Annotated in this window: 21 protein-coding genes; 13 read left to right on the top strand and 8 right to left on the bottom strand. The window is 59.8% G+C overall.

What is annotated here, in order from left to right:
* Nucleotides 1–117: 117 nt before the first annotated feature.
* From lptB to ACW9HW_RS09600, 5 genes are read right to left on the bottom strand one after another with little or no spacing between them, the layout of a single operon-like run.
* On the bottom strand, nt 118–843 hold the full coding sequence (gene lptB / locus ACW9HW_RS09620) for an LPS export ABC transporter ATP-binding protein (RefSeq protein ID WP_095193908.1): 726 nt from the start codon (nt 841–843) through the stop codon (nt 118–120).
* On the bottom strand, nt 843–1,391 hold the full coding sequence (lptA, locus tag ACW9HW_RS09615) for a lipopolysaccharide transport periplasmic protein LptA (RefSeq protein WP_095193907.1): 549 nt from the start codon (nt 1,389–1,391) through the stop codon (nt 843–845). The genes lptB and lptA overlap by 1 nt, the downstream gene beginning before the upstream one ends.
* On the bottom strand, nt 1,378–1,950 hold the full coding sequence (lptC, locus tag ACW9HW_RS09610) for an LPS export ABC transporter periplasmic protein LptC (RefSeq protein WP_095193906.1): 573 nt from the start codon (nt 1,948–1,950) through the stop codon (nt 1,378–1,380). Before lptC ends, lptA begins: the two co-directional genes overlap by 14 nt.
* Nucleotides 1,951–1,957: 7 nt before the next feature.
* Nucleotides 1,958–2,482, bottom strand: a complete 525-nt coding sequence (locus ACW9HW_RS09605) for a KdsC family phosphatase (RefSeq protein WP_095193905.1) — start codon at nt 2,480–2,482, stop codon at nt 1,958–1,960.
* Nucleotides 2,482–3,456 carry a KpsF/GutQ family sugar-phosphate isomerase gene (locus ACW9HW_RS09600; RefSeq protein ID WP_095193904.1) on the bottom strand — a complete coding sequence of 325 codons (975 nt, stop codon included), beginning with the start codon at nt 3,454–3,456 and terminating at the stop codon, nt 2,482–2,484. Before ACW9HW_RS09600 ends, ACW9HW_RS09605 begins: the two co-directional genes overlap by 1 nt.
* 274 nt (nt 3,457–3,730) lie before the next feature.
* Here ACW9HW_RS09600 and ACW9HW_RS09595 point away from each other — a divergent pair, with 274 nt between their 5' ends.
* The 10 genes from ACW9HW_RS09595 to hisC all read left to right on the top strand — a co-directional run bounded on the left by ACW9HW_RS09595 (nt 3,731) and on the right by hisC (nt 11,688).
* Nucleotides 3,731–4,543, top strand: coding sequence for an ATP-binding cassette domain-containing protein (locus tag ACW9HW_RS09595; protein WP_095193903.1), 813 nt, complete (start codon nt 3,731–3,733; stop codon nt 4,541–4,543).
* Nucleotides 4,543–5,340, top strand: a complete 798-nt coding sequence (mlaE, locus tag ACW9HW_RS09590) for a lipid asymmetry maintenance ABC transporter permease subunit MlaE (RefSeq protein WP_095193902.1) — start codon at nt 4,543–4,545, stop codon at nt 5,338–5,340. Before ACW9HW_RS09595 ends, mlaE begins: the two co-directional genes overlap by 1 nt.
* Nucleotides 5,340–5,807, top strand: a complete 468-nt coding sequence (gene mlaD / locus ACW9HW_RS09585; protein ID WP_008054374.1) for an outer membrane lipid asymmetry maintenance protein MlaD — start codon at nt 5,340–5,342, stop codon at nt 5,805–5,807. Before mlaE ends, mlaD begins: the two co-directional genes overlap by 1 nt.
* An 11-nt stretch (nt 5,808–5,818) precedes the next feature.
* Entirely contained in the window at nt 5,819–6,472 is a 654-nt protein-coding gene (locus ACW9HW_RS09580) for an MlaC/ttg2D family ABC transporter substrate-binding protein (protein WP_095193901.1), read from the top strand.
* Entirely contained in the window at nt 6,469–6,774 is a 306-nt protein-coding gene (locus ACW9HW_RS09575; RefSeq protein ID WP_457399625.1) for an STAS domain-containing protein, read from the top strand. The genes ACW9HW_RS09580 and ACW9HW_RS09575 overlap by 4 nt, the downstream gene beginning before the upstream one ends.
* 114 nt (nt 6,775–6,888) lie before the next feature.
* The gene (locus ACW9HW_RS09570; RefSeq protein ID WP_095193899.1) at nt 6,889–7,128 is read left to right on the top strand and encodes a BolA family protein; all 240 of its coding nucleotides are present in this window, start codon (nt 6,889–6,891) and stop codon (nt 7,126–7,128) included.
* A gap of 22 nt (nt 7,129–7,150) precedes the next feature.
* The gene (gene murA, locus ACW9HW_RS09565; RefSeq protein WP_095193898.1) at nt 7,151–8,416 is read left to right on the top strand and encodes a UDP-N-acetylglucosamine 1-carboxyvinyltransferase; all 1,266 of its coding nucleotides are present in this window, start codon (nt 7,151–7,153) and stop codon (nt 8,414–8,416) included.
* Nucleotides 8,417–8,545: 129 nt separating this feature from the next.
* Complete coding sequence (hisG, locus tag ACW9HW_RS09560; protein ID WP_095193897.1) at nt 8,546–9,181, top strand: ATP phosphoribosyltransferase; 636 nt, start codon at nt 8,546–8,548, stop codon at nt 9,179–9,181.
* Between the two features lie 126 nt (nt 9,182–9,307).
* Nucleotides 9,308–10,633: a histidinol dehydrogenase gene (gene hisD, locus ACW9HW_RS09555; RefSeq protein ID WP_095193896.1), complete on the top strand. Its 1,326-nt coding sequence runs from the start codon at nt 9,308–9,310 to the stop codon at nt 10,631–10,633.
* A gap of 2 nt (nt 10,634–10,635) precedes the next feature.
* Nucleotides 10,636–11,688 (top strand): histidinol-phosphate transaminase, encoded by a 1,053-nt coding sequence (hisC, locus tag ACW9HW_RS09550; RefSeq protein ID WP_095193895.1) that lies wholly within the window; start codon nt 10,636–10,638, stop codon nt 11,686–11,688.
* A 122-nt stretch (nt 11,689–11,810) separates the two neighbouring features.
* Here the strand turns inward: hisC and ACW9HW_RS09545 are convergent, their stop codons facing one another.
* The 3 genes from ACW9HW_RS09545 to algW form a co-directional block, all read right to left on the bottom strand.
* The gene (locus ACW9HW_RS09545; RefSeq protein ID WP_457399622.1) at nt 11,811–12,530 is read right to left on the bottom strand and encodes a DUF4198 domain-containing protein; all 720 of its coding nucleotides are present in this window, start codon (nt 12,528–12,530) and stop codon (nt 11,811–11,813) included.
* Nucleotides 12,531–12,542: 12 nt separating this feature from the next.
* The gene (locus ACW9HW_RS09540; RefSeq protein WP_457399620.1) at nt 12,543–14,648 is read right to left on the bottom strand and encodes a TonB-dependent siderophore receptor; all 2,106 of its coding nucleotides are present in this window, start codon (nt 14,646–14,648) and stop codon (nt 12,543–12,545) included.
* Nucleotides 14,649–14,735: 87 nt separating this feature from the next.
* Nucleotides 14,736–15,896: a Do family serine endopeptidase AlgW gene (gene algW, locus ACW9HW_RS09535; protein WP_095193892.1), complete on the bottom strand. Its 1,161-nt coding sequence runs from the start codon at nt 15,894–15,896 to the stop codon at nt 14,736–14,738.
* 102 nt (nt 15,897–15,998) lie between these two features.
* Between algW and ACW9HW_RS09530 the strand changes: the two genes are divergently transcribed.
* From ACW9HW_RS09530 to cysN, 3 genes are all read left to right on the top strand, one after another.
* On the top strand, nt 15,999–16,757 hold the full coding sequence (locus ACW9HW_RS09530) for a Nif3-like dinuclear metal center hexameric protein (protein WP_095193891.1): 759 nt from the start codon (nt 15,999–16,001) through the stop codon (nt 16,755–16,757).
* A gap of 249 nt (nt 16,758–17,006) precedes the next feature.
* Nucleotides 17,007–17,924: a sulfate adenylyltransferase subunit CysD gene (cysD, locus tag ACW9HW_RS09525; RefSeq protein ID WP_095193889.1), complete on the top strand. Its 918-nt coding sequence runs from the start codon at nt 17,007–17,009 to the stop codon at nt 17,922–17,924.
* Nucleotides 17,925–17,933: 9 nt separating this feature from the next.
* On the top strand, nt 17,934–19,832 hold the full coding sequence (gene cysN, locus ACW9HW_RS09520) for a sulfate adenylyltransferase subunit CysN (protein ID WP_095193888.1): 1,899 nt from the start codon (nt 17,934–17,936) through the stop codon (nt 19,830–19,832).
* The last annotated feature ends 119 nt before the right edge of the window (nt 19,833–19,951 follow it).

Raw genomic sequence — 19,951 nt, 5'->3', positions numbered from 1 at the left:
AAACATAAGCAAATTATATGCCCGAAGTTGCGGTGTTTGCCTAGAGCGCTGTAACAATAAAAAAGTATTGATTTTTATCGAGACAAGCGCTCGGTCGACTAGCCAGCACTTCAGTGCTTACAGGCGGAACTCATGGCCCAGGTACACTTCCTTGACCAGGTCGTTGGCCAGGATGGTGTCGGAGTCGCCTTCGGCGATCAGTTGGCCATCGTTGACGATGTAGGCTGTTTCGCAGATATCCAGGGTTTCACGGACGTTGTGGTCAGTGATCAGTACGCCAATGCCCTTGGCCTTGAGGTGGTGGATGATCTGTTTGATGTCGCCCACCGAAATCGGGTCCACGCCGGCGAAGGGTTCGTCGAGCAGGATGAATTTCGGGTTGGTGGCCAGTGCGCGGGCGATTTCCACGCGGCGGCGTTCGCCACCGGACAGGCTCATGCCGAGGTTGTCGCGGATGTGGCTGATGTGGAACTCCTGCAGCAGGCTTTCCAGCTCCTGGCGACGATCGGCCTTGTCGAGTTCCTTGCGGGTCTCGAGGATGGCCATGATGTTGTCGGCCACCGACAGTTTGCGGAAGATCGACGCTTCTTGCGGCAGATAACCGATACCGGCCTTCGCACGACCGTGCATTGGCTGGTGGCTGACGTCCAGGTCGTCGATCAGGACGCGGCCCTGATCGGCCCGTACCAGGCCAACGATCATGTAGAAGCAGGTGGTCTTGCCGGCGCCGTTGGGGCCAAGCAGGCCGACGATCTGACCGCTGTCGATGGACAGGCTGACGTCACGCACGACCTGGCGGCTCTTGTAGCTCTTGGCCAGGTGCTGAGCTTTCAGAGTTGCCATTACTGGGCCTTTTGCTCGTCGGTTTTCTTTTTCGGCTGGATCACCATGTCGATGCGTGGGCGCGCTTCGGTGACTTTGCTGCCTGTGGCGCGACCGGCGCTGGCCAGCTTTTTAACGGTGTCGTAGACGATTTTTTCGCCCTGGGTGACGTTGTTGTCCTTGTCGACGACTTTGGCGCGATCGATCAGCACGACGCGGTTTTGCGTTGCGTGATACTGGATGGTCACGCCCCAGCCTTGAACCGGCTTGGCATCGCCCGCGGTTTGCACTTGTTCGAAGTAGGCGAGGTTGCCCACGGACGTCACCACATCGATATCACCGTTAGGTGCACGGGTCATGGTCACTTTGTTGCCGGTGACCTTCATCGAGCCTTGGGTGATGATCACATCGCCCGTGTAGGTGGCGATACCGTTCTTGTCGTCCAGCTGGGCGTCGTCGGCCTGAATGCGGATAGGCTGCTGTTGATCATCCGGCAGGGCCCAGGCGCTCACGCTTCCCAGTGCTGCGCTCAGACTGAGCAAAATAGGGAGGGTTTTAACGAGCCTCATACTGTCCTCTTACGTTCGAGAGCAGGTGTATCCTGCTTTCTTTCAAGTACGCTTTCATTCCGTTGCCTGTCGATACGCCGCCAGCGCCGTCGATTCTAACGGGTTGCTCGGTCTGCGCATATTGCTTCTGCGGGAACACTGTCATGCGAGTGGTGGTGATCAGGGTCCTGCGGTTTTTCTCGTCGAAACGCGTGATACGTACCGAATCGATCAGCTCGACCTGTGTGCCGTCGGGATTGACTTCACCCTTTTCGCTCTGGACGTGCCACGGGAACTCGGTGCCGCGGAACATGTTCAGGTCGGGATTGGTCAGCAAGGTCACTTCGGTGGCTTTGAGGTGTTCGACCTTGTCCGACGTCATTTCGTATTGCAGTTTGCCGTCCGGCAGGAACTGCACGCTGTGGGCGTTGATGGCGTAATAGTCGATTGCGCTGTTGTCGACTTGCACAACAGGCTTGTCGAGGAAACGTTCCGGGCTGATGTTCCAGTAGCCGACCGCGGCGAAAATCGCCGCGATGCAACCGAATACCAGGATGTTGCGAATCTTTTTGCTCAGCATGTCTGGCTCACAGGTACGCGGCATTGGCCGCATCGAGGCGGCCCTGGGCGCGCAGGATCAATTCGCAGAATTCGCGGGCGGCACCTTCGCCGCCGCGGGCCTGGGTGATGCCGTGGGCGTGTTCGCGCACGAAACTGGCGGCATTGGCGACTGCCATTCCCAAGCCTACGCGACGAATCACCGGCAGATCAGGCAGGTCGTCACCAAGGTAGGCAACCTGTTCATAGCTTAGGTTGAGTTGGCCAAGAAGCTCGTCAAGCACCACCAGTTTGTCTTCGCGTCCCTGGTACAGGTGTGGAATGCCGAGGTTCTTCGCTCGCCGCTCGACCACCGGGGTCTTGCGGCCGCTGATGATGGCAGTCTGCACGCCGGCGGCCATCAGCATCTTGATGCCCTGGCCGTCGAGGGTGTTGAACGTCTTGAATTCGCTGCCGTCTTCGAGGAAGTACAGGCGTCCGTCGGTGAGAACGCCGTCGACATCGAATACCGCCAGTTTGATCTGTTGGCCGCGCTTCAGCAGGTCCGTGCTCATTACATTACTCCCGCACGCAGCAAGTCGTGCATGTTCAAGGCACCGACCGGGCGGTCTTCGCCATCGACCACCACCAGCGCGTTGATTTTATGGTCTTCCATGATTTTCAGGGCCTCGGCGGCGAGCATTTCGGCGCGGGCGGTCTTGCCGTGGGCGGTCATGACCTGATCGATGGTGACGCTGTGGATATCGATTGTGCGATCCAGGGTGCGGCGCAAATCACCGTCAGTGAAGATCCCGGCCAATTTGCCGTCGGCTTCAAGGATTACGGTCATGCCCAGTCCCTTGCGGGTCATTTCCATCAGCGCATCCTTGAGCAGGGTGCCGCGCTGGACCTGTGGCAGCTCTTGCCCGGCGTGCATGACATTTTCCACTTTCAGCAGCAGGCGTCGGCCCAATGCACCGCCGGGATGGGAAAAGGCGAAGTCTTCGGCAGTAAACCCACGGGCTTCCAGCAGGGCCACGGCCAGGGCATCGCCCATGACCAGCGCGGCGGTGGTCGAAGAGGTGGGCGCCAGGTTCAGCGGGCAGGCCTCATGTTCGACATGCACATTGAGGTTGACCTCGGCGGCCTTGGCCAACGGCGAATCGGGATTGCCTGTCACGCTGATCAGCTGGATGCCCAAGCGCTTTATCAGTGGCAGCAGGGTGATGATTTCATTGGTGGAGCCGGAGTTCGACAGCGCGAGGATGATGTCGTCGCGGGTGATCATGCCCATGTCACCGTGGCTGGCTTCCGCCGGGTGGACGAAAAATGCCGTGGTGCCGGTGCTGGCCAGGGTTGCAGCGATCTTGCTGCCGATATGCCCGGACTTGCCCATGCCGACCACGACTACGCGGCCTTTGCTGGCCAGAATCATTTCGCAAGCGCGTACGAAATCTGCGTCGATGTGCGGCAGCAAGCCTTGTACGGCTTCCACTTCGAGGCGGATGGTACGTTGGGCGGATTGAATCAGGTCGCTGGATTGGCTCATGTCGGAAATCGTTTAGCCTGATGAAAAGGCGGCGATTATAGCGGTTATGATCAAAACCCTCACGCAAGTTCGTCGCGCATTGTCATTCCTTGTTACTTAATCCCTCTAAATGAAGCTTTTGGCTGGTCATATTGCTGAACTTGGTCCGGCAATGACCTTGGGCGCATGGCGCTTGCAGTGATATAGTTCGCCGCCAGTTCGGCCCGCCCGGGAGTATGTGCTTTCGTCAGGAAGCCAGGCGTCCGAGTGAGAGGCTGCATCGCAAGGAGTTTAGATGAGTGCCGATAACGCCTACGCGGTCGAGCTGAAGGGACTGACCTTCAAGCGCGGTGCGCGCAGCATTTTCAATAACGTCGATATCCGTATTCCCCGCGGCAAGGTCACCGGCATCATGGGGCCTTCCGGGTGTGGCAAGACTACGCTGTTGCGGTTGATGGGCGCGCAGTTGCGACCTACCAAGGGCGAAGTCTGGGTCAACGGTCAGAACCTGCCGAAGCTCTCGCGCAGCGATCTGTTCGATGCCCGCAAGCACATGGGCGTGCTGTTTCAGAGTGGTGCGCTGTTTACCGATCTCGATGTGTTCGAGAACGTGGCCTTTCCGCTGCGCGTTCATACCCAGCTGCCGGAAGAGATGATCCGCGATATCGTCCTGCTCAAATTGCAGGCCGTTGGCTTGCGTGGCGCCATCGAGCTGATGCCCGACGAACTGTCCGGCGGCATGAAGCGTCGTGTCGCGCTGGCGCGGGCGATTGCGCTTGATCCGCAGATTCTCATGTATGACGAGCCCTTCGTCGGCCAGGACCCTATCGCCATGGGGGTGCTGGTGCGCCTGATCCGCCTGCTCAACGATGCGCTGGGGATCACCAGTATCGTGGTTTCCCACGACCTGGCCGAGACCGCGAGCATTGCCGATTACATCTATGTGGTGGGCGATGGGCAGGTGTTGGGGCAGGGCACGCCTGATGAACTGATGAAATCGGACGACCCGCGCATCCGTCAGTTCATGACTGGCGAACCCGATGGCCCGGTTCCGTACCACTTTCCAGCGCCGGATTACCGCGCAGATCTCCTGGGGAAGCGCCGCTGATGCGCAGAATTTCATTAATAGAACGCGTACGTCGGTTCGGTCTGGCCGGAATCGACACCGTTGCGGTGTTCGGTCGCTCGACCCTGTTCCTGTTTCACGCATTGCTCGGCCGTGGCGGCATCGGCGGTGGTTTCGGCCTGCTGGTCAAGCAGCTTCATTCCGTCGGCGTGATGTCGCTGGTGATCATCGTGGTCTCCGGGATTTTCATCGGTATGGTGCTGGCGCTGCAGGGCTTCAATATCCTGTCCAGCTACGGTTCGGAGCAGGCGGTAGGGCAGATGGTTGCGCTGACCCTGTTGCGCGAATTGGGTCCGGTGGTGACGGCCTTGCTGTTTGCCGGGCGTGCCGGTTCGGCGCTGACCGCCGAGATCGGCAACATGAAGTCCACCGAACAATTATCCAGCCTGGAAATGATCGGGGTCGACCCGCTCAAGTACATCATTGCCCCACGCCTGTGGGCCGGCTTCATTTCCCTGCCGGTGCTGGCGATGATTTTCAGCGTGGTGGGCATCTGGGGCGGTTCATGGGTGGCCGTCGACTGGCTGGGCGTTTATGAAGGCTCCTACTGGTCGAACATGCAAAACAGCGTGACCTTTGCTGACGATGTGCTCAACGGCATCATCAAAAGCATGGTGTTTGCCTTCGTCGTGACCTGGATTGCCGTATTCCAAGGCTATGACTGCGAACCCACTTCCGAGGGGATCAGTCGTGCCACTACCAAGACCGTGGTGTATGCCTCTCTGGCAATCCTCGGCCTGGACTTTATTTTGACCGCCTTGATGTTTGGAGATTTCTGATGCAAAACCGCACCCTGGAAATCGGTGTCGGCCTTTTCTTGCTGGCTGGCATCCTGGCTTTGCTGTTGCTGGCGCTGCGGGTCAGCGGCCTGTCCCCGAGCCCGAGCACCGAAACCTATAAACTTTATGCGTATTTCGACAATATCGCCGGTTTGACTGTCAGAGCTAAAGTGACCATGGCCGGTGTGACCATCGGCAAGGTCACGGCAATCGATCTGGACCGCGACAGCTTCACCGGTCGAGTGACCATGCAACTGGAAAAGCGCGTAGATAACCTGCCTGCCGACTCCACTGCATCTATCCTGACCGCTGGCCTGCTGGGCGAGAAGTACATTGGTATCAGCGTGGGCGGGGAAGAAGCCCTGCTCAAGGATGGCGGGACCATCCACGATACCCAGTCGTCGCTGGTACTCGAGGACCTGATCGGCAAGTTCCTTCTCAATACCGTTAGCAAAGACGCCAAATGAGGAATGTTTAAATGATCTCTACCTTGCGACGTGGCCTGTTGGTATTACTCGCGGCCTTGCCGTTGATGGCTAACGCCGTGGCGGCGCCTTCCGCGCACGAACTGGTACAGGACACCACCAACCGTTTGCTGGCCGATCTGGCAGCCAACAGGGAAAAGTACAAGCAGGATCCGCAGGATTTTTATGCGGCGCTCAACAGCATTGTCGGGCCTGTCGTGGATGCCGAGGGTATTTCCAAGAGCATCATGACCGTCAAATACTCGCGCAAGGCCACGCCTGAGCAAATGAAGACCTTTGAAGAAAACTTCAAAAAGGGTCTGTTTCAGTTCTATGGCAATGCCTTGCTCGAATACAACAACCAGGGCATCACCGTTGATCCTGCCAAGGACGAGTCGGGCGAGCGCACCAGCGTCGGCATGACCGTCAAAGGCAGCAATGGCGCGGTCTATCCGGTGTCCTACACCCTTGAAAAGGTCGGTGGCGAGTGGAAGCTGCGTAACGTCATCATCAACGGCATCAACATCGGCAAGCTGTTCCGCGATCAGTTCGCCGATGCGATGCAGCGCAATGGCAATGACTTGGACAAGACCATCAACGGATGGGCCGGGGAAGTCGCCAAGGCCAAGGAAACCGCTGAACAATCCACCGAGAAACAAACCCAATGAGTGAGTCGGCAGTCCTGATGGACGAAGCCGGCGAGCTTCGGCTCAGCGGCGTGCTGGATTACCGCACCGGTCCAGGCTTGCGAGAGCAGGGGCAGGCGTTGATCAAGGCGAGCAAGGCCGCGGCACTGGTGGTCGATTGTTCAGCGGTGACCAAGTCCAGCAGCGTCGGTCTATCCTTGTTGCTGTGTTTCATGCGCGATGCTCAGGCGACCGGCAAGTCGCTGAGCATCCGCGCGATGCCAGAAGACATGCGCGAAATCGCTCAGGTCAGTGAACTGACCGAGCTGTTGGCGCATTCCTAACCCGCATCGATAAAGAAGCCCCCCGTCAGAGTCCTGCTTCGCGGGGTTCGCAGGCGAGGGGCTTTTTTGTATGATGTCCGACCCGCGCGCACAGGGCGCCGATTGAGGTTGAGCATGCAGGCCGTAGAAGTGAAGAGCTTCCTTGAAGGAAAGCTGCCTAATACAAAGGTGGAAGTTGAAGGCGAAGGCTGCAATTTCCAGCTGAACGTGATTAGCGATGAACTGGCGGCGTTGAGCCCGGTCAAGCGTCAGCAGCAGATCTATGCCCATTTGAACCCATGGATCACCGATGGCAGCATCCATGCGGTCACTATGAAATTTTTCAGCAGCGCGGCCTGGGCCGAGCGCACCTGAGCCCAAGGGCGTCGAGATTCTTATGGATAAATTGATTATTACTGGCGGTGCTCGTCTTGACGGCGAAATCCGCATCTCCGGGGCAAAGAACTCTGCCCTGCCGATCCTGGCTGCCACGCTGCTGTGCGATGGTCCGGTGACCGTTGCCAACCTGCCGCACCTGCACGACATCACCACCATGATCGAACTGTTCGGTCGCATGGGGATCGAGCCGGTGATCGACGAGAAACTGGCCGTCGAAATCGACCCACGCACCATCAAGACCCTGATCGCTCCGTACGAACTGGTTAAAACCATGCGTGCGTCGATCCTGGTACTGGGCCCGATGGTTGCCCGTTTCGGTGAAGCCGAAGTGGCGTTGCCTGGCGGTTGCGCCATCGGTTCGCGTCCGGTTGACCTGCACATCCGCGGCCTGGAAGCCATGGGCGCGATCATCGACGTCGAAGGCGGCTACATCAAGGCCAAGGCCCCTGAAGGCGGCCTGCGCGGTGCGCACTTCTTCTTCGACACCGTCAGTGTGACCGGTACCGAAAACATCATGATGGCTGCTGCGCTGGCCAAGGGTCGCAGCGTACTGGCAAACGCCGCGCGCGAACCTGAAGTGGTCGACCTGGCGAACTTCCTGAACGCCATGGGCGCCAAGGTTTCCGGCGCGGGCACCGACACCATCACCATCGATGGCGTCGAGCGTCTGCACACCACCACTTACAAAGTGATGCCTGACCGTATCGAAACCGGCACCTACCTGGTTGCCGCTGCCGTGACCGGCGGTCGTGTGAAGGTCAAGGACACCGATCCGACCATCCTCGAAGCCGTTCTGGAAAAACTTCGTGAGTCGGGCGCAGAAATCACCTGCGGTGACGACTGGATCGAACTGAACATGCACGGCAAGCGGCCTAAAGCCGTCAACGTGCGAACCGCTCCGTACCCGGCGTTCCCGACCGACATGCAGGCGCAGTTCATCTCCCTCAACGCCATTGCCGAAGGCACCGGCGCTGTGATCGAGACGATCTTCGAAAACCGCTTCATGCACGTTTACGAACTGCACCGCATGGGCGCCAAGATCCAGGTCGAAGGCAACACCGCCATCGTCACCGGCACCGAAAAGCTCAAGGGCGCGCCAGTCATGGCCACCGACCTGCGTGCCTCGGCCAGCCTGGTGATCTCGGCGCTCATCGCCGAAGGCGACACCCTGATCGACCGCATCTACCACATCGACCGTGGTTACGAGTGCATCGAAGAGAAACTGCAGATGCTGGGCGCCAAGATCCGTCGCGTTCCGGGCTAGTTTCTGTTTCATGGGCATACGGATGTGCCCGCCGGTTTTGTTTCAAGTCGAAGCTGGCAACAGCCTCGATGTGTGTCCGGCGCCATTTGCGACCGGGCATCAGTAGCCTGATAAGGACTGACGTTTCCCATGTTGACCATCGCACTGTCCAAGGGCCGCATCCTTGACGACACCCTGCCGCTTCTGGCTGAAGCGGGCATTGTGCCGACCGAGAATCCGGACAAGAGCCGCAAGCTGATCATCCCCACGACCCAGGAAGATGTACGCCTGCTGATCGTGCGTGCCACCGACGTGCCGACGTATGTCGAGCATGGTGCCGCCGACCTGGGCGTCGCCGGTAAAGACGTGCTGATGGAATACGGTGGCCAGGGTCTGTACGAGCCGCTGGATCTGCAGATTGCCCAGTGCAAACTGATGACCGCCGGCAAGGTCGGCGCAATCGAACCCAAGGGCCGCCTGCGTATCGCCACCAAGTTCGTCAACGTTGCCAAGCGCTACTACGCCGAACAGGGTCGTCAGGTCGACATCATCAAGCTGTACGGCTCGATGGAACTGGCACCGCTGATCGGTCTGGCCGACAAGATCATCGACGTCGTCGACACCGGCAACACGCTGCGGGCCAACGGCCTGGAGCCACAGGATTTCATTGCCGCCATCAGCTCCCGGCTGATCGTCAATAAAGCTTCGATGAAAATGCAGCACGCCCGTATCCAGGCGTTGATCGACACCCTGCGCAAAGCAGTGGAGTCTCGACACCGCGGCTGATTCACCTGCGCGCCCGCAAGGCGTGCCCGTCTATCCGCCACATAGCCAGAATTCTCAGGTGCCCAAGCGGAAACGACTGCTAAGTTAGGGCGCCTGAGTTTTTGCCAATTCTATGAGGCTCTCGCTATGACCGCACCGACTGCAATTCGCCGACTCAATGCTGCTGACCCGGATTTCGCACATCATCTGGATCATCTGCTGAGCTGGGAAAGTGTGTCTGACGACTCGGTCAATCAGCGCGTGCTGGACATCATCAAAGCCGTGCGCGAGCGTGGCGATGCGGCGCTGGTGGATTTCACCCGCCAGTTCGATGGCCTGGACGTGAAAACCATGGCCGACCTGATTCTGCCGCGCGAACGCCTGGAACTGGCGCTTACGCGCATTACCGTGGAGCAGCGCGAGGCCCTGGAGAAAGCCGCGGCCCGCGTGCGCAGCTATCACGAAAAGCAGAAACAGGACTCCTGGAGCTACACCGAAGCCGACGGCACCGTGCTGGGCCAGAAGGTCACGCCGCTGGACCGCGCCGGCTTGTACGTTCCGGGCGGCAAGGCGTCGTACCCGTCGTCGGTACTGATGAACGCGATTCCGGCCAAGGTTGCCGGAGTGACCGAAGTGGTCATGGTGGTGCCGACCCCGCGCGGTGAAATCAACGAACTGGTGCTGGCCGCTGCCTGCATCGCCGGTGTGGACCGCGTGTTCACCATCGGTGGCGCGCAAGCGGTCGCCGCATTGGCCTACGGTACCGAAAGCGTGCCGAAGGTCGACAAGGTGGTGGGGCCGGGCAATATCTATGTCGCCACCGCCAAGCGTCATGTGTTTGGCCAGGTCGGTATCGACATGATTGCAGGCCCGTCGGAGATCCTCGTGGTATGCGACGGCAAGACCGATCCGGACTGGATCGCCATGGACCTGTTCTCCCAGGCCGAACACGACGAAGACGCCCAGGCGATTCTGGTCAGCCCGGATGCCGCATTCCTCGACCAGGTCGCCGCCAGCATTGCCAAACTGCTGCCGACCATGGAGCGCGCCGCGATCATCGAAACCTCGATCAATGGCCGTGGTGCGCTGATTCAGGTGCGTGACATGGAACAGGCCATGGAAGTGGCCAACCGCATTGCGCCAGAGCACCTTGAGTTGTCGGTTGCCGATCCGCAGGCCTGGTTGCCGCAGATCCGCCACGCCGGCGCGATCTTCATGGGCCGCCACACCTCCGAAGCCCTGGGCGACTACTGCGCAGGTCCCAACCACGTATTGCCGACTTCCGGTACGGCGCGGTTCTCGTCGCCGCTGGGTGTGTACGATTTCCAAAAGCGTTCGTCGATCATCTTCTGCTCCGAATCCGGTGCTTCCGAGCTGGGCAAGACCGCCTCGGTGCTGGCCCGTGGCGAATCGCTGAGTGCTCATGCGCGTAGCGCCGAGTACCGCATCATTGACGACAAGCAGGGGAACTGAGCATGAGTAAATTCTGGAGCCCGTTCGTCAAGAATCTGGTGCCTTACGTACCGGGCGAGCAGCCGAAACTGGCGAAACTGGTGAAGCTCAACACCAACGAAAACCCGTACGGTCCATCGCCGAAAGCGTTGGCGGCGATGCAAACCGAACTGAATGACAACCTGCGTCTGTACCCGGACCCGAACAGTGACGTGCTGAAAAACGCAGTTGCCAGGTACTACGGCGTGCAGACCAATCAGGTGTTCCTCGGCAACGGTTCCGACGAAGTGCTGGCGCACATCTTCCACGGCTTGCTGCAGCACGATCAGCCGCTGTTGTTCCCGGACATCAGCTACAGCTTCTATCCGGTTTACTGCGGTTTGTACGGTATCCAGTTCGACGCGGTGCCGCTGGATGAGCAATTCCAGATCAACCCGGCGGACTACGCCAAACCGAACGGCGGGATCATCTTCCCCAACCCGAACGCACCGACCGGTTGCCTCCTGGCGCTGGACGCTGTCGAACAGATCCTCAAGGCCAGCCCGGACTCGGTGGTCGTGGTGGACGAGGCTTACATCGACTTCGGCGGGGAAACGGCGATCAGTCTGGTCGACCGTTATCCAAACCTGCTGGTGACACAGACCTTGTCCAAGTCCCGTTCGCTGGCCGGTCTGCGTGTCGGCCTGGCGGTGGGGCATCCGGACCTGATCGAGGCGCTGGAGCGGATCAAGAACAGCTTCAACTCCTATCCTTTGGATCGCATGGCGAATGTCGGCGCGGCAGCGGCTTTCGAGGACCGTGAGTATTTCGACAAGACCTGTCGCCTGGTGATCGAGCACCGTGAATGGGTGGTCGCGCAATTACAGGCCAAGGGCTTTGAAGTGCTGCCGTCGGCGGCGAACTTCATTTTTGCCCGGCACCCGCAGCATGATGCAGCGGGACTGGCGGCGAAGCTGCGCGAGCAGGGCGTGATCGTGCGGCACTTCAAGCAGCAGCGGATTGCCCAGTTCCTGCGGATCTCGATTGGTACGCCGGAGCAGAATCAGGCGCTGATCGACGGCCTGGGCGAGCTTTAATCCAGTACAGGACCTGTGGGAGCGAGCCTGCTCGCGAAGAGGCCATAACCTTCAACATCATCGTTGACGGTTAAACCGCTTTCGCGAGCAGGCTCGCTCCCACAGTTTTTTTGTAATGGCTTTTACTCGTGATGCGGCTCGCCCAGGAACGTCAGCGAACTGAACAACCCTCGGCTATTCACATCTGCGCTGTCCTTCACCGGCACTTCGACCTGCGCCGAAATCACATTCAACCCTTCATTACGTACCAGCACCTGCGCCCGACCGTCCTTGTCGGTTTCGGTGGTCAGGGTGTTCGGCGCGTTCCGATAGTCGCCAACCAGCTTCACGCCTGCCGCCGGTTTGCCATCCAGTAGCACCCGGACCGGCAGCGAGTTGCCCGGTCCAACGGTCAGCGGATCGACCTCCGGCTGGATCAGCAACTTGATCTGATCAAGTTTCGGCAGCTTTGCCCCCGGCTGATAGATCGCCAGGCTGTACTTGAATGTTTCCGTGGATTCGATGGCGCCGGGCACTTTGCTGCGTCCCTCGTTGATCCATTTTTTGTCAGCGGTTTGCGACCACATGCCGTTGTTCAGCGCCACCGCGATGACGGCGGGTGGTTTCAGCGGTTGCAGGCGTGCGTGATCGGCCAGGCGCTGCACCGTGACCGGAATCATTTTTCCATTGCCGTCGTAGGCCCAGGCGCCGCTGATTTTCTGGGCCTTGAACGCATTGTCCTCGGCGCCATGGCCGTAGATCACTTCGATGTTACCGCGGCGTTGTTCGGTCCAAAGACCATGGGCCGAGACCTGAGTGGCGAACAGCAAGCCGAGTAGCGCCAGGGGTTTGAGAGGGTGCATGGGGACGTCCTTTTACAGAGTGAGTGTCAGGCTGACGGTGAAATTGCGCGGCTCACCGGGGTTGACCCAGTAGTTGCTGTACGAGCGCTCGAAGTATTTCTCGTCGAAAACATTGTTCAGGTTCAGCCCCACCGTGACGTTTTCGCTGGCCTTGTAATGGGCGAGCAGGTCGACGGTGTGGTAGGCCGGCAGCTCGAAGTCGCTACCGGCTTCGCCCGAGCGGTCGCCGACATAAGTGAAGGCTGCGCCGACGTCCGAACCGCGCAAGTGGCCGTCCTGAAATTCGTAAACGCCCAACAGGCTGCCGCTGCGCTTGGCCACGCCGAGAATTCGGCTGCCCGTGGGAATGACTTTGTCGCCCTGGGTGACTTCAGCGTCGATGTAGGCGAAGGCGCCGATCACCCGTACCGCATCGGTGACTTGCCCGGCGACTTGCCAATCGAAACCGCGGCTGCGCGCCTTGCCCATGGCGCGGCTGGTGTCAGTGCCTGGATCAAGGGCAAGAACGTTTTCCTTCTCGATATGGAAAGCGGCGAGGGTGCTGCTCAAGCGCTGGTCGAACAGCTCGCTCTTGATGCCGATTTCATAGCCCACACCTTCTTCCGGGTCGAAGGATTTGCCGGCGGCGTCCAGACCGTTATTGGGTTTGAACGAAGTGGAAGCATTGGCGAACAGGCCCACTTCAGGTGTCAGCTGATAGAGCAGGCCGGCCCGTTGGGTCAGGGCATCGTGACGCTGGCGGCTGGTGGCGCTGCGGGAGTGGTCGTCGATGCGCTGCTCGAACTGTTCGAAGCGCGCGCCAAGCATGCCCCGCAGCTTGTCGGTGAAGATGATCTGATCCTGCAGGTTCAGCGCTCGGCTTTCGACGTGTTCGAAGAAGTCCGTGCCGGAACGTGTGCCGTTGGGTTTCGGCTGGCCGTAGATCGGGTTGTAGATGTCGATGGCATAGGGGCTGCCAGCGATGGTCGTGACCCGCTCGTTCTTGCGATAGTTCTCATACTCACTGCCGATCAGCAGTTCGTGCTGCCAGTCACCGAGGTCGAACAGGCCGCGCAGTTCGAGCTGGGTGATGCTGTCGTGCCAGTTGTTGTCACGCTCGCGGTAGCGACGGTTGACGGTGTGGCCGTCAGCATTCAGCGGGCGCGACTCGGAGGCGAACCCCCAGAGTTTCCCCTCCTTGTAATGACTGGCCAGGCGCAGCTTCCAGGTGTCGTTGAGCTGATGTTCAAGCGCGGCCTGTAGCAGATTGTTGTGGTTGTCGATGTCACCGTCGTTGGGCTCGCCGAGGAAGGTCGAACGGGAAACGCCGCTCCACGTGTTGTTCGGCGCGACGATGCCACGGTCGAAGGTGGAGCTGTGCCGGACGAATTCGCTTTCCACCAACAGGCTGGTATCGGGATTCAGTTGCCAACTGAAAGAGGGCGCCACGAACACTCGCTGGCTGTCGACGTGATCGCGGAAGCTGTGGTTGTCCTCGACGGCCAGATTGACCCGTGACAACACATTGCCGTTTTCGTCCAACGGCGTGTTGACGTCCAGCGCGGTTCGGTAGCGATCCCAACTGCCGGCGCTGGTTTGCAGCGTAGCGAAGGCGTCGGCCTGTGGCTTCTTGGTGACAATGTTCACCGTGCCACCAGGATCGCCCCGCCCATAGAGGCTGGCCGCCGGCCCTTTGAGGACCTCGATGCGTTCGATGTTGGCCACGTCCGGCGTGCTCGGATAGCCGCGGTTGGCGCTGAAGCCGTCCTTGTAAAACTCCGACGTGGTGAAGCCGCGCACGCTGTATTCGTAAAGCGTCAGGCCGCCAAAATTGTTCTGCTTCGAAACGCCACCCGCAAAATCCAGTGCGCGTTCGACGCTGGTGCTGCCCAGATCCTTGAGCACGCTGGCAGGGATCACGCTGATCGATTGCGGGATGTCGCGGATGGCCGTGTCGGTCTTTGTCGCGCTGGAAGAGCGGGTGGCGCGATAGCCATGGACCGGCCCGGTGGGGGATTCGTAATCGGAAGTGACGCTGATGGCGTCCAGTTCGAGGGTTCGGGACTCTTCGGCCAGGAGCGGATTTCCCAGCAGGCCGAAGGCGAATCCGACGAGGGAAGCCTTTGTTCGAGACGACATGTTATGTTGTTCCAATTGCAGTAATTGAAACAATATAACATGTCTAATGAGAATGTCTTCCAATAGCCCGAGATTCTCGGGCCAGGTTCAGTTCTCTTCTTTTTCCTTGACCGGCGCGGGTGGTGGGCGCAGGCCGATTTCTGCCGTGAGCTTGAGTTCCTTGCCGTTGCGCATCACCAGCACCGTGACCTTATCGGTCGGCTTGATCCGTGCGACCTGGTTCATCGAACGGCGACCATCGCCGGCCGGTTCGCCATCGATGGAGAGGATCACATCGCCCAATTGCAGACCGGCCTTCTGTGCCGGGCCGTCGCGGAAAATCCCGGCGACGACGATACCCGGACGTCCCGACAGACCAAAGGATTCCGCCAGTTCCTGGGACAATGGCTGCACTTCAATGCCCAACCAGCCGCGAATCACCTGTCCGTGTTCGATGATCGACTTCATCACCTCCATCGCCAGTTTGACCGGAATCGCGAAACCGATGCCCTGGGAGCCGCCGGACTTGGAGAAAATCGCGGTGTTGATGCCGGTCAGGTTGCCGTTGGCGTCCACCAGCGCGCCGCCGGAGTTGCCGGGGTTGATGGCAGCGTCGGTCTGAATGAAGTCTTCGTAGTTGTTCAAGCCCAGCTGATTGCGCCCGGTGGCGCTGATGATGCCCATGGTCACGGTCTGGCCGACGCCGAAGGGGTTGCCGATGGCCAGCGTCACGTCGCCGATGCGGATATTGTCGGAGCGGCCGACAGTGATCGCAGGAAGATTCTTCAAGTCGATCTTCAACACCGCGAGGTCGGTTTCCGGGTCGCTGCCAATCACCCGGGCCAGGGTTTCACGGCCGTCCTTGAGGGCCACCACGATCTGGTCGGCACCGCTGGTCACGTGGTTGTTGGTCAGAATGTAGCCTTCCGGGCTCATGATCACGCCGGAGCCCAGGCTCGATTCCATGCGTTTCTGCTTGGGTGAGTTGTCACCGAAGAAGCGGCGGAACTGCGGATCTTCAAACAGTGGATGGTTGGGTTTGTTGATGACTTTGGTGGTGTACAGGTTCACCACCGACGGCGCGGCGGTGGTCACTGCGTCGGAATAGGACACCGGGCCCTGCTGCATGCTGGTGGTTTGCGGGGCTTGTTGCAGGTTGACGTCTAGGCTAGGAAGCCCGACCCACTGCGGGTAACGCTGGATGATTAACAGAGCGACAAGCACGCCGGCCAACAACGGCCAGCCGGAAAAACGCAGCGCCTTGAGCATTAAGCACGTCCTGAAAGGTTGCAGGCGGTTAGAGACCGCCCATAATGTCGCGCATTATACGAGGCCGCGCGCGCCTCTGAACGGGATATTTAGGAGTCTTTTATGGCCGTCGCCCTGAGCACACTCGTCGAAGAAGCCGACCGTTACCTGAACAGCGCCAGGATTGCCGATTATTGCCCCAACGGCCTGCAGGTCGAAGGCCGGCCGCAAGTGATGCGCATTGTCAGTGGCGTCACGGCCAGCCAGGCCTTGCTCGATGCCGCGGTTGAAGCCAGCGCCGATCTGGTGCTGGTGCATCACGGCTACTTCTGGAAGGGCGAAAATCCGTGCATCACCGGCATGAAGCAACGTCGCCTGAAGACCTTGCTCAAGCACGACATCAGCCTGTTGTCCTATCACTTGCCGCTGGATCTGCACCCGGATGTCGGCAACAACGTGCAACTGGCGCGTCAGCTCGACATCACTGTCGAAGGCCCGCTCGATCCTGACAATCTGAAAATCGTCGGCCTGGTCGGCTCGTTGAACGACCCGATGACGCCCCGGGACTTCGCCCGTCGCGTGCAAGAGGTCATGGGCCGCGAGCCATTGCTGGTCGAAGGCAGCGCGATGATTCGCCGAGTCGGTTGGTGCACCGGTGGCGGCCAGGGCTACATCGATCAGGCGATCCTGGCGGGTGTCGATTTGTACCTCAGCGGCGAAGCCTCCGAACAAACCTTCCACAGCGCCCGGGAAAACGACATCAGCTTCATCGCCGCCGGCCACCATGCCACCGAGCGCTATGGCGTGCAGGCGCTGGGCGATTACCTGGCGCGGCGGTTTGCCCTTGAGCACATCTTCATCGATTGCCCGAATCCGATTTGAATCCACCCCCTATCCCCTGTGGGAGCGAGCCGGCTCGCGAAGGCTGCATCACATTCACCATTGATGTGTCTGACACGCCGTCTTCGCGAGCAGGCTCGCTCCCACAGGGGCAGGGCGGCCAAACGGGCAGGCATATTCATATACCCTTTCGATCTAGTCGGTGCCCTGATTAGAAGCGGTCGCTGTGCTAGGATTCCCCGCTCGAACACGGCCCGCTGGCCGTTCATAAGAAAGATTTCGTGAGTAGCCATGGTCGACAAACTGACGCATCTGAAACAGCTGGAGGCGGAAAGCATCCACATCATCCGCGAGGTGGCCGCCGAGTTCGACAACCCGGTGATGCTGTACTCCATCGGTAAAGACTCCGCCGTGATGCTGCACCTGGCACGCAAGGCATTCTTCCCCGGCAAGCTGCCGTTTCCGGTGATGCACGTCGACACCCAGTGGAAATTCCAGGAGATGTACAGCTTCCGCGACAAGATGGTCGCCGAGCTGGGCCTGGACCTGATCACCCACGTCAACCCGGAAGGCGTTGCGCAGGGCATCAACCCGTTCACCCACGGCAGTGCCAAGCACACCGACATCATGAAGACCGAAGGCCTGAAACAGGCATTGGACAAGCATGGTTTCGACGCGGCCTTCGGCGGTGCCCGTCGCGATGAAGAGAAGTCCCGCGCCAAGGAGCGCGTGTACTCGTTCCGCGACAGCAAGCACCGCTGGGACCCGAAAAACCAGCGTCCCGAGCTGTGGAACGTCTACAACGGCAAGGTCAACAAGGGCGAGTCTATCCGCGTCTTCCCGCTGTCGAACTGGACCGAGCTGGACATCTGGCAGTACATCTACCTTGAAGGCATCCCGATCGTGCCGCTGTATTTTGCCGCCGAACGCGATGTCATCGAGAAGAACGGCACGCTGATCATGATCGACGACGAGCGCATCCTCGAACACCTGAGCGATGAAGACAAAGCCCGCATCGTCAAAAAGAAAGTGCGTTTCCGTACCCTTGGCTGCTACCCGTTGACGGGCGCGGTGGAGTCCGAGGCCGAAAGCCTCACGGACATCATTCAGGAAATGCTCCTGACGCGAACTTCCGAGCGCCAGGGCCGTGTCATCGACCACGATGGCGCAGGCTCGATGGAAGACAAAAAACGTCAAGGTTATTTCTAAGGGGCTGTCATGTCGCATCAATCTGATTTGATCAGCGAGGACATCCTCGCCTACCTGGGCCAGCACGAACGTAAAGAGCTGCTGCGCTTTTTGACCTGCGGTAACGTCGACGACGGCAAGAGCACCCTGATCGGGCGTCTGCTGCACGACTCCAAGATGATCTACGAAGATCACCTGGAAGCGATCACCCGCGACTCGAAAAAAGTCGGCACCACCGGCGAAGACATCGACCTGGCATTGCTGGTCGACGGCCTGCAGGCCGAGCGTGAGCAAGGCATCACCATCGATGTCGCCTACCGCTATTTCTCCACCGCCAAGCGCAAATTCATCATCGCCGACACTCCCGGCCATGAGCAGTACACCCGCAACATGGCCACCGGTGCGTCCACCTGTGACCTGGCGATCATCCTGGTCGACGCCCGTTACGGCGTGCAGACCCAGACCCGTCGCCACAGCTTCATCGCCTCCTTGCTGGGCATCAAGCACATCGTCGTCGCCATCAACAAGATGGACCTCAAGGACTTCGACCAAGGCGTGTTCGAGTCGATCAAGGCCGACTACCTGAAGTTCGCCGAAGGCTTGAAGATGAAGCCGACCAGCATGCACTTCGTGCCGATGTCAGCCCTCAAGGGTGACAACGTGGTGAACAAGTCCGAGCGTTCGCCGTGGTACACCGGCCAGTCGCTGATGGAAATTCTGGAGACCGTGGAAGTGGCGGGAGACCGCAACTTCACCGACCTGCGTTTCCCGGTGCAATACGTCAACCGTCCGAACCTGAACTTCCGTGGTTTCGCCGGCACCCTGGCCAGCGGCATCGTCAAGAAGGGCGACGAAGTCGTGGTGCTGCCGTCGGGCAAGAGTAGCCGCGTGAAATCCATCGTCACCTTTGAAGGTGAACTGGAACATGCCGGTCCGGGTCAGGCAGTAACGCTGACCATGGAAGACGAAATCGACATCTCCCGTGGCGACCTGCTGGTCCATGCCGACAACGTCCCGCCCGTCACCGACAGTTTCGAAGCGATGCTGGTGTGGATGGCTGAAGAGCCGATGCTGCCGGGCAAGAAATACGACATCAAGCGCGCCACCAGTTACGTGCCGGGCTCCATCGCCAGCATCGTCAACAAGGTCGACGTGAACACCCTGGAAGAAGGCCCGGCCAGCGCGTTGCAGCTGAACGAAATCGGCAAGGTCAAGATCGCGCTCGATGCGCCGATTGCCCTCGACGGTTACGACAGCAACCGCACCACCGGCGCGTTCATCATCATCGATCGCCTGACCAACGGCACCGTCGGCGCCGGCATGATCGTCGCGCAACCGGTGGCGCATGGCACCAGCACGCACCACGGCAAACTGGCTCACGTTGCCACCGAAGAACGCGCTCAGCGCTTCGGCCAGCAACCGGCCACCGTGTTGTTCAGCGGCTTGTCGGGCGCGGGCAAAAGCACCCTTGCCTACGCCGTTGAGCGCAAGTTGTTCGACCTGGGCCGTGCAGTGTTTGTGCTCGATGGCCAGAACCTGCGTCACGACCTGAACAAAGGTCTGCCACAGGATCGCGCCGGGCGTACCGAGAACTGGCGTCGTGCCGCGCACGTGGCGCGTCAGTTCAACGAAGCCGGTTTGCTGACCCTGGCGGCGTTCGTTGCGCCGAGTGCCGAAGGGCGTGAGCAGGCTCGGGAGCTGATCGGCAAGGAGCGTCTGCTGACGGTCTACGTCCAGGCTTCGCCGACGGTCTGTGCCGAGCGTGACCCGCAAGGTTTGTACGCGGCAGCCGGGGATAACATCCCGGGCGAATCCTTCCCGTACGACGTGCCGCTGGATGCCGATCTGGTGATCGACACCCAGTCCGTGTCGCTGGAAGAGGGCGTCAAGCAGGTGCTGGAACTGTTGCGTAAACGCGGCGCGATCTAAGCGCTGGCCAGTAAAAAGAAACCCGCCGATGAGTGATCATCGGCGGGTTTTTTTATGTCTGGGAGGGCCCCTTCGCGAGCAGGCTCGCTCCCACATTTGATCTTCAGTGAACGCTGGCC

This window comes from Pseudomonas sp. SDO5532_S415 (assembly GCF_054071155.1).
The sequence above is the reverse complement of the archived record's forward strand: the minus strand, read 5'-3'. Positions and strand labels throughout refer to the sequence as shown.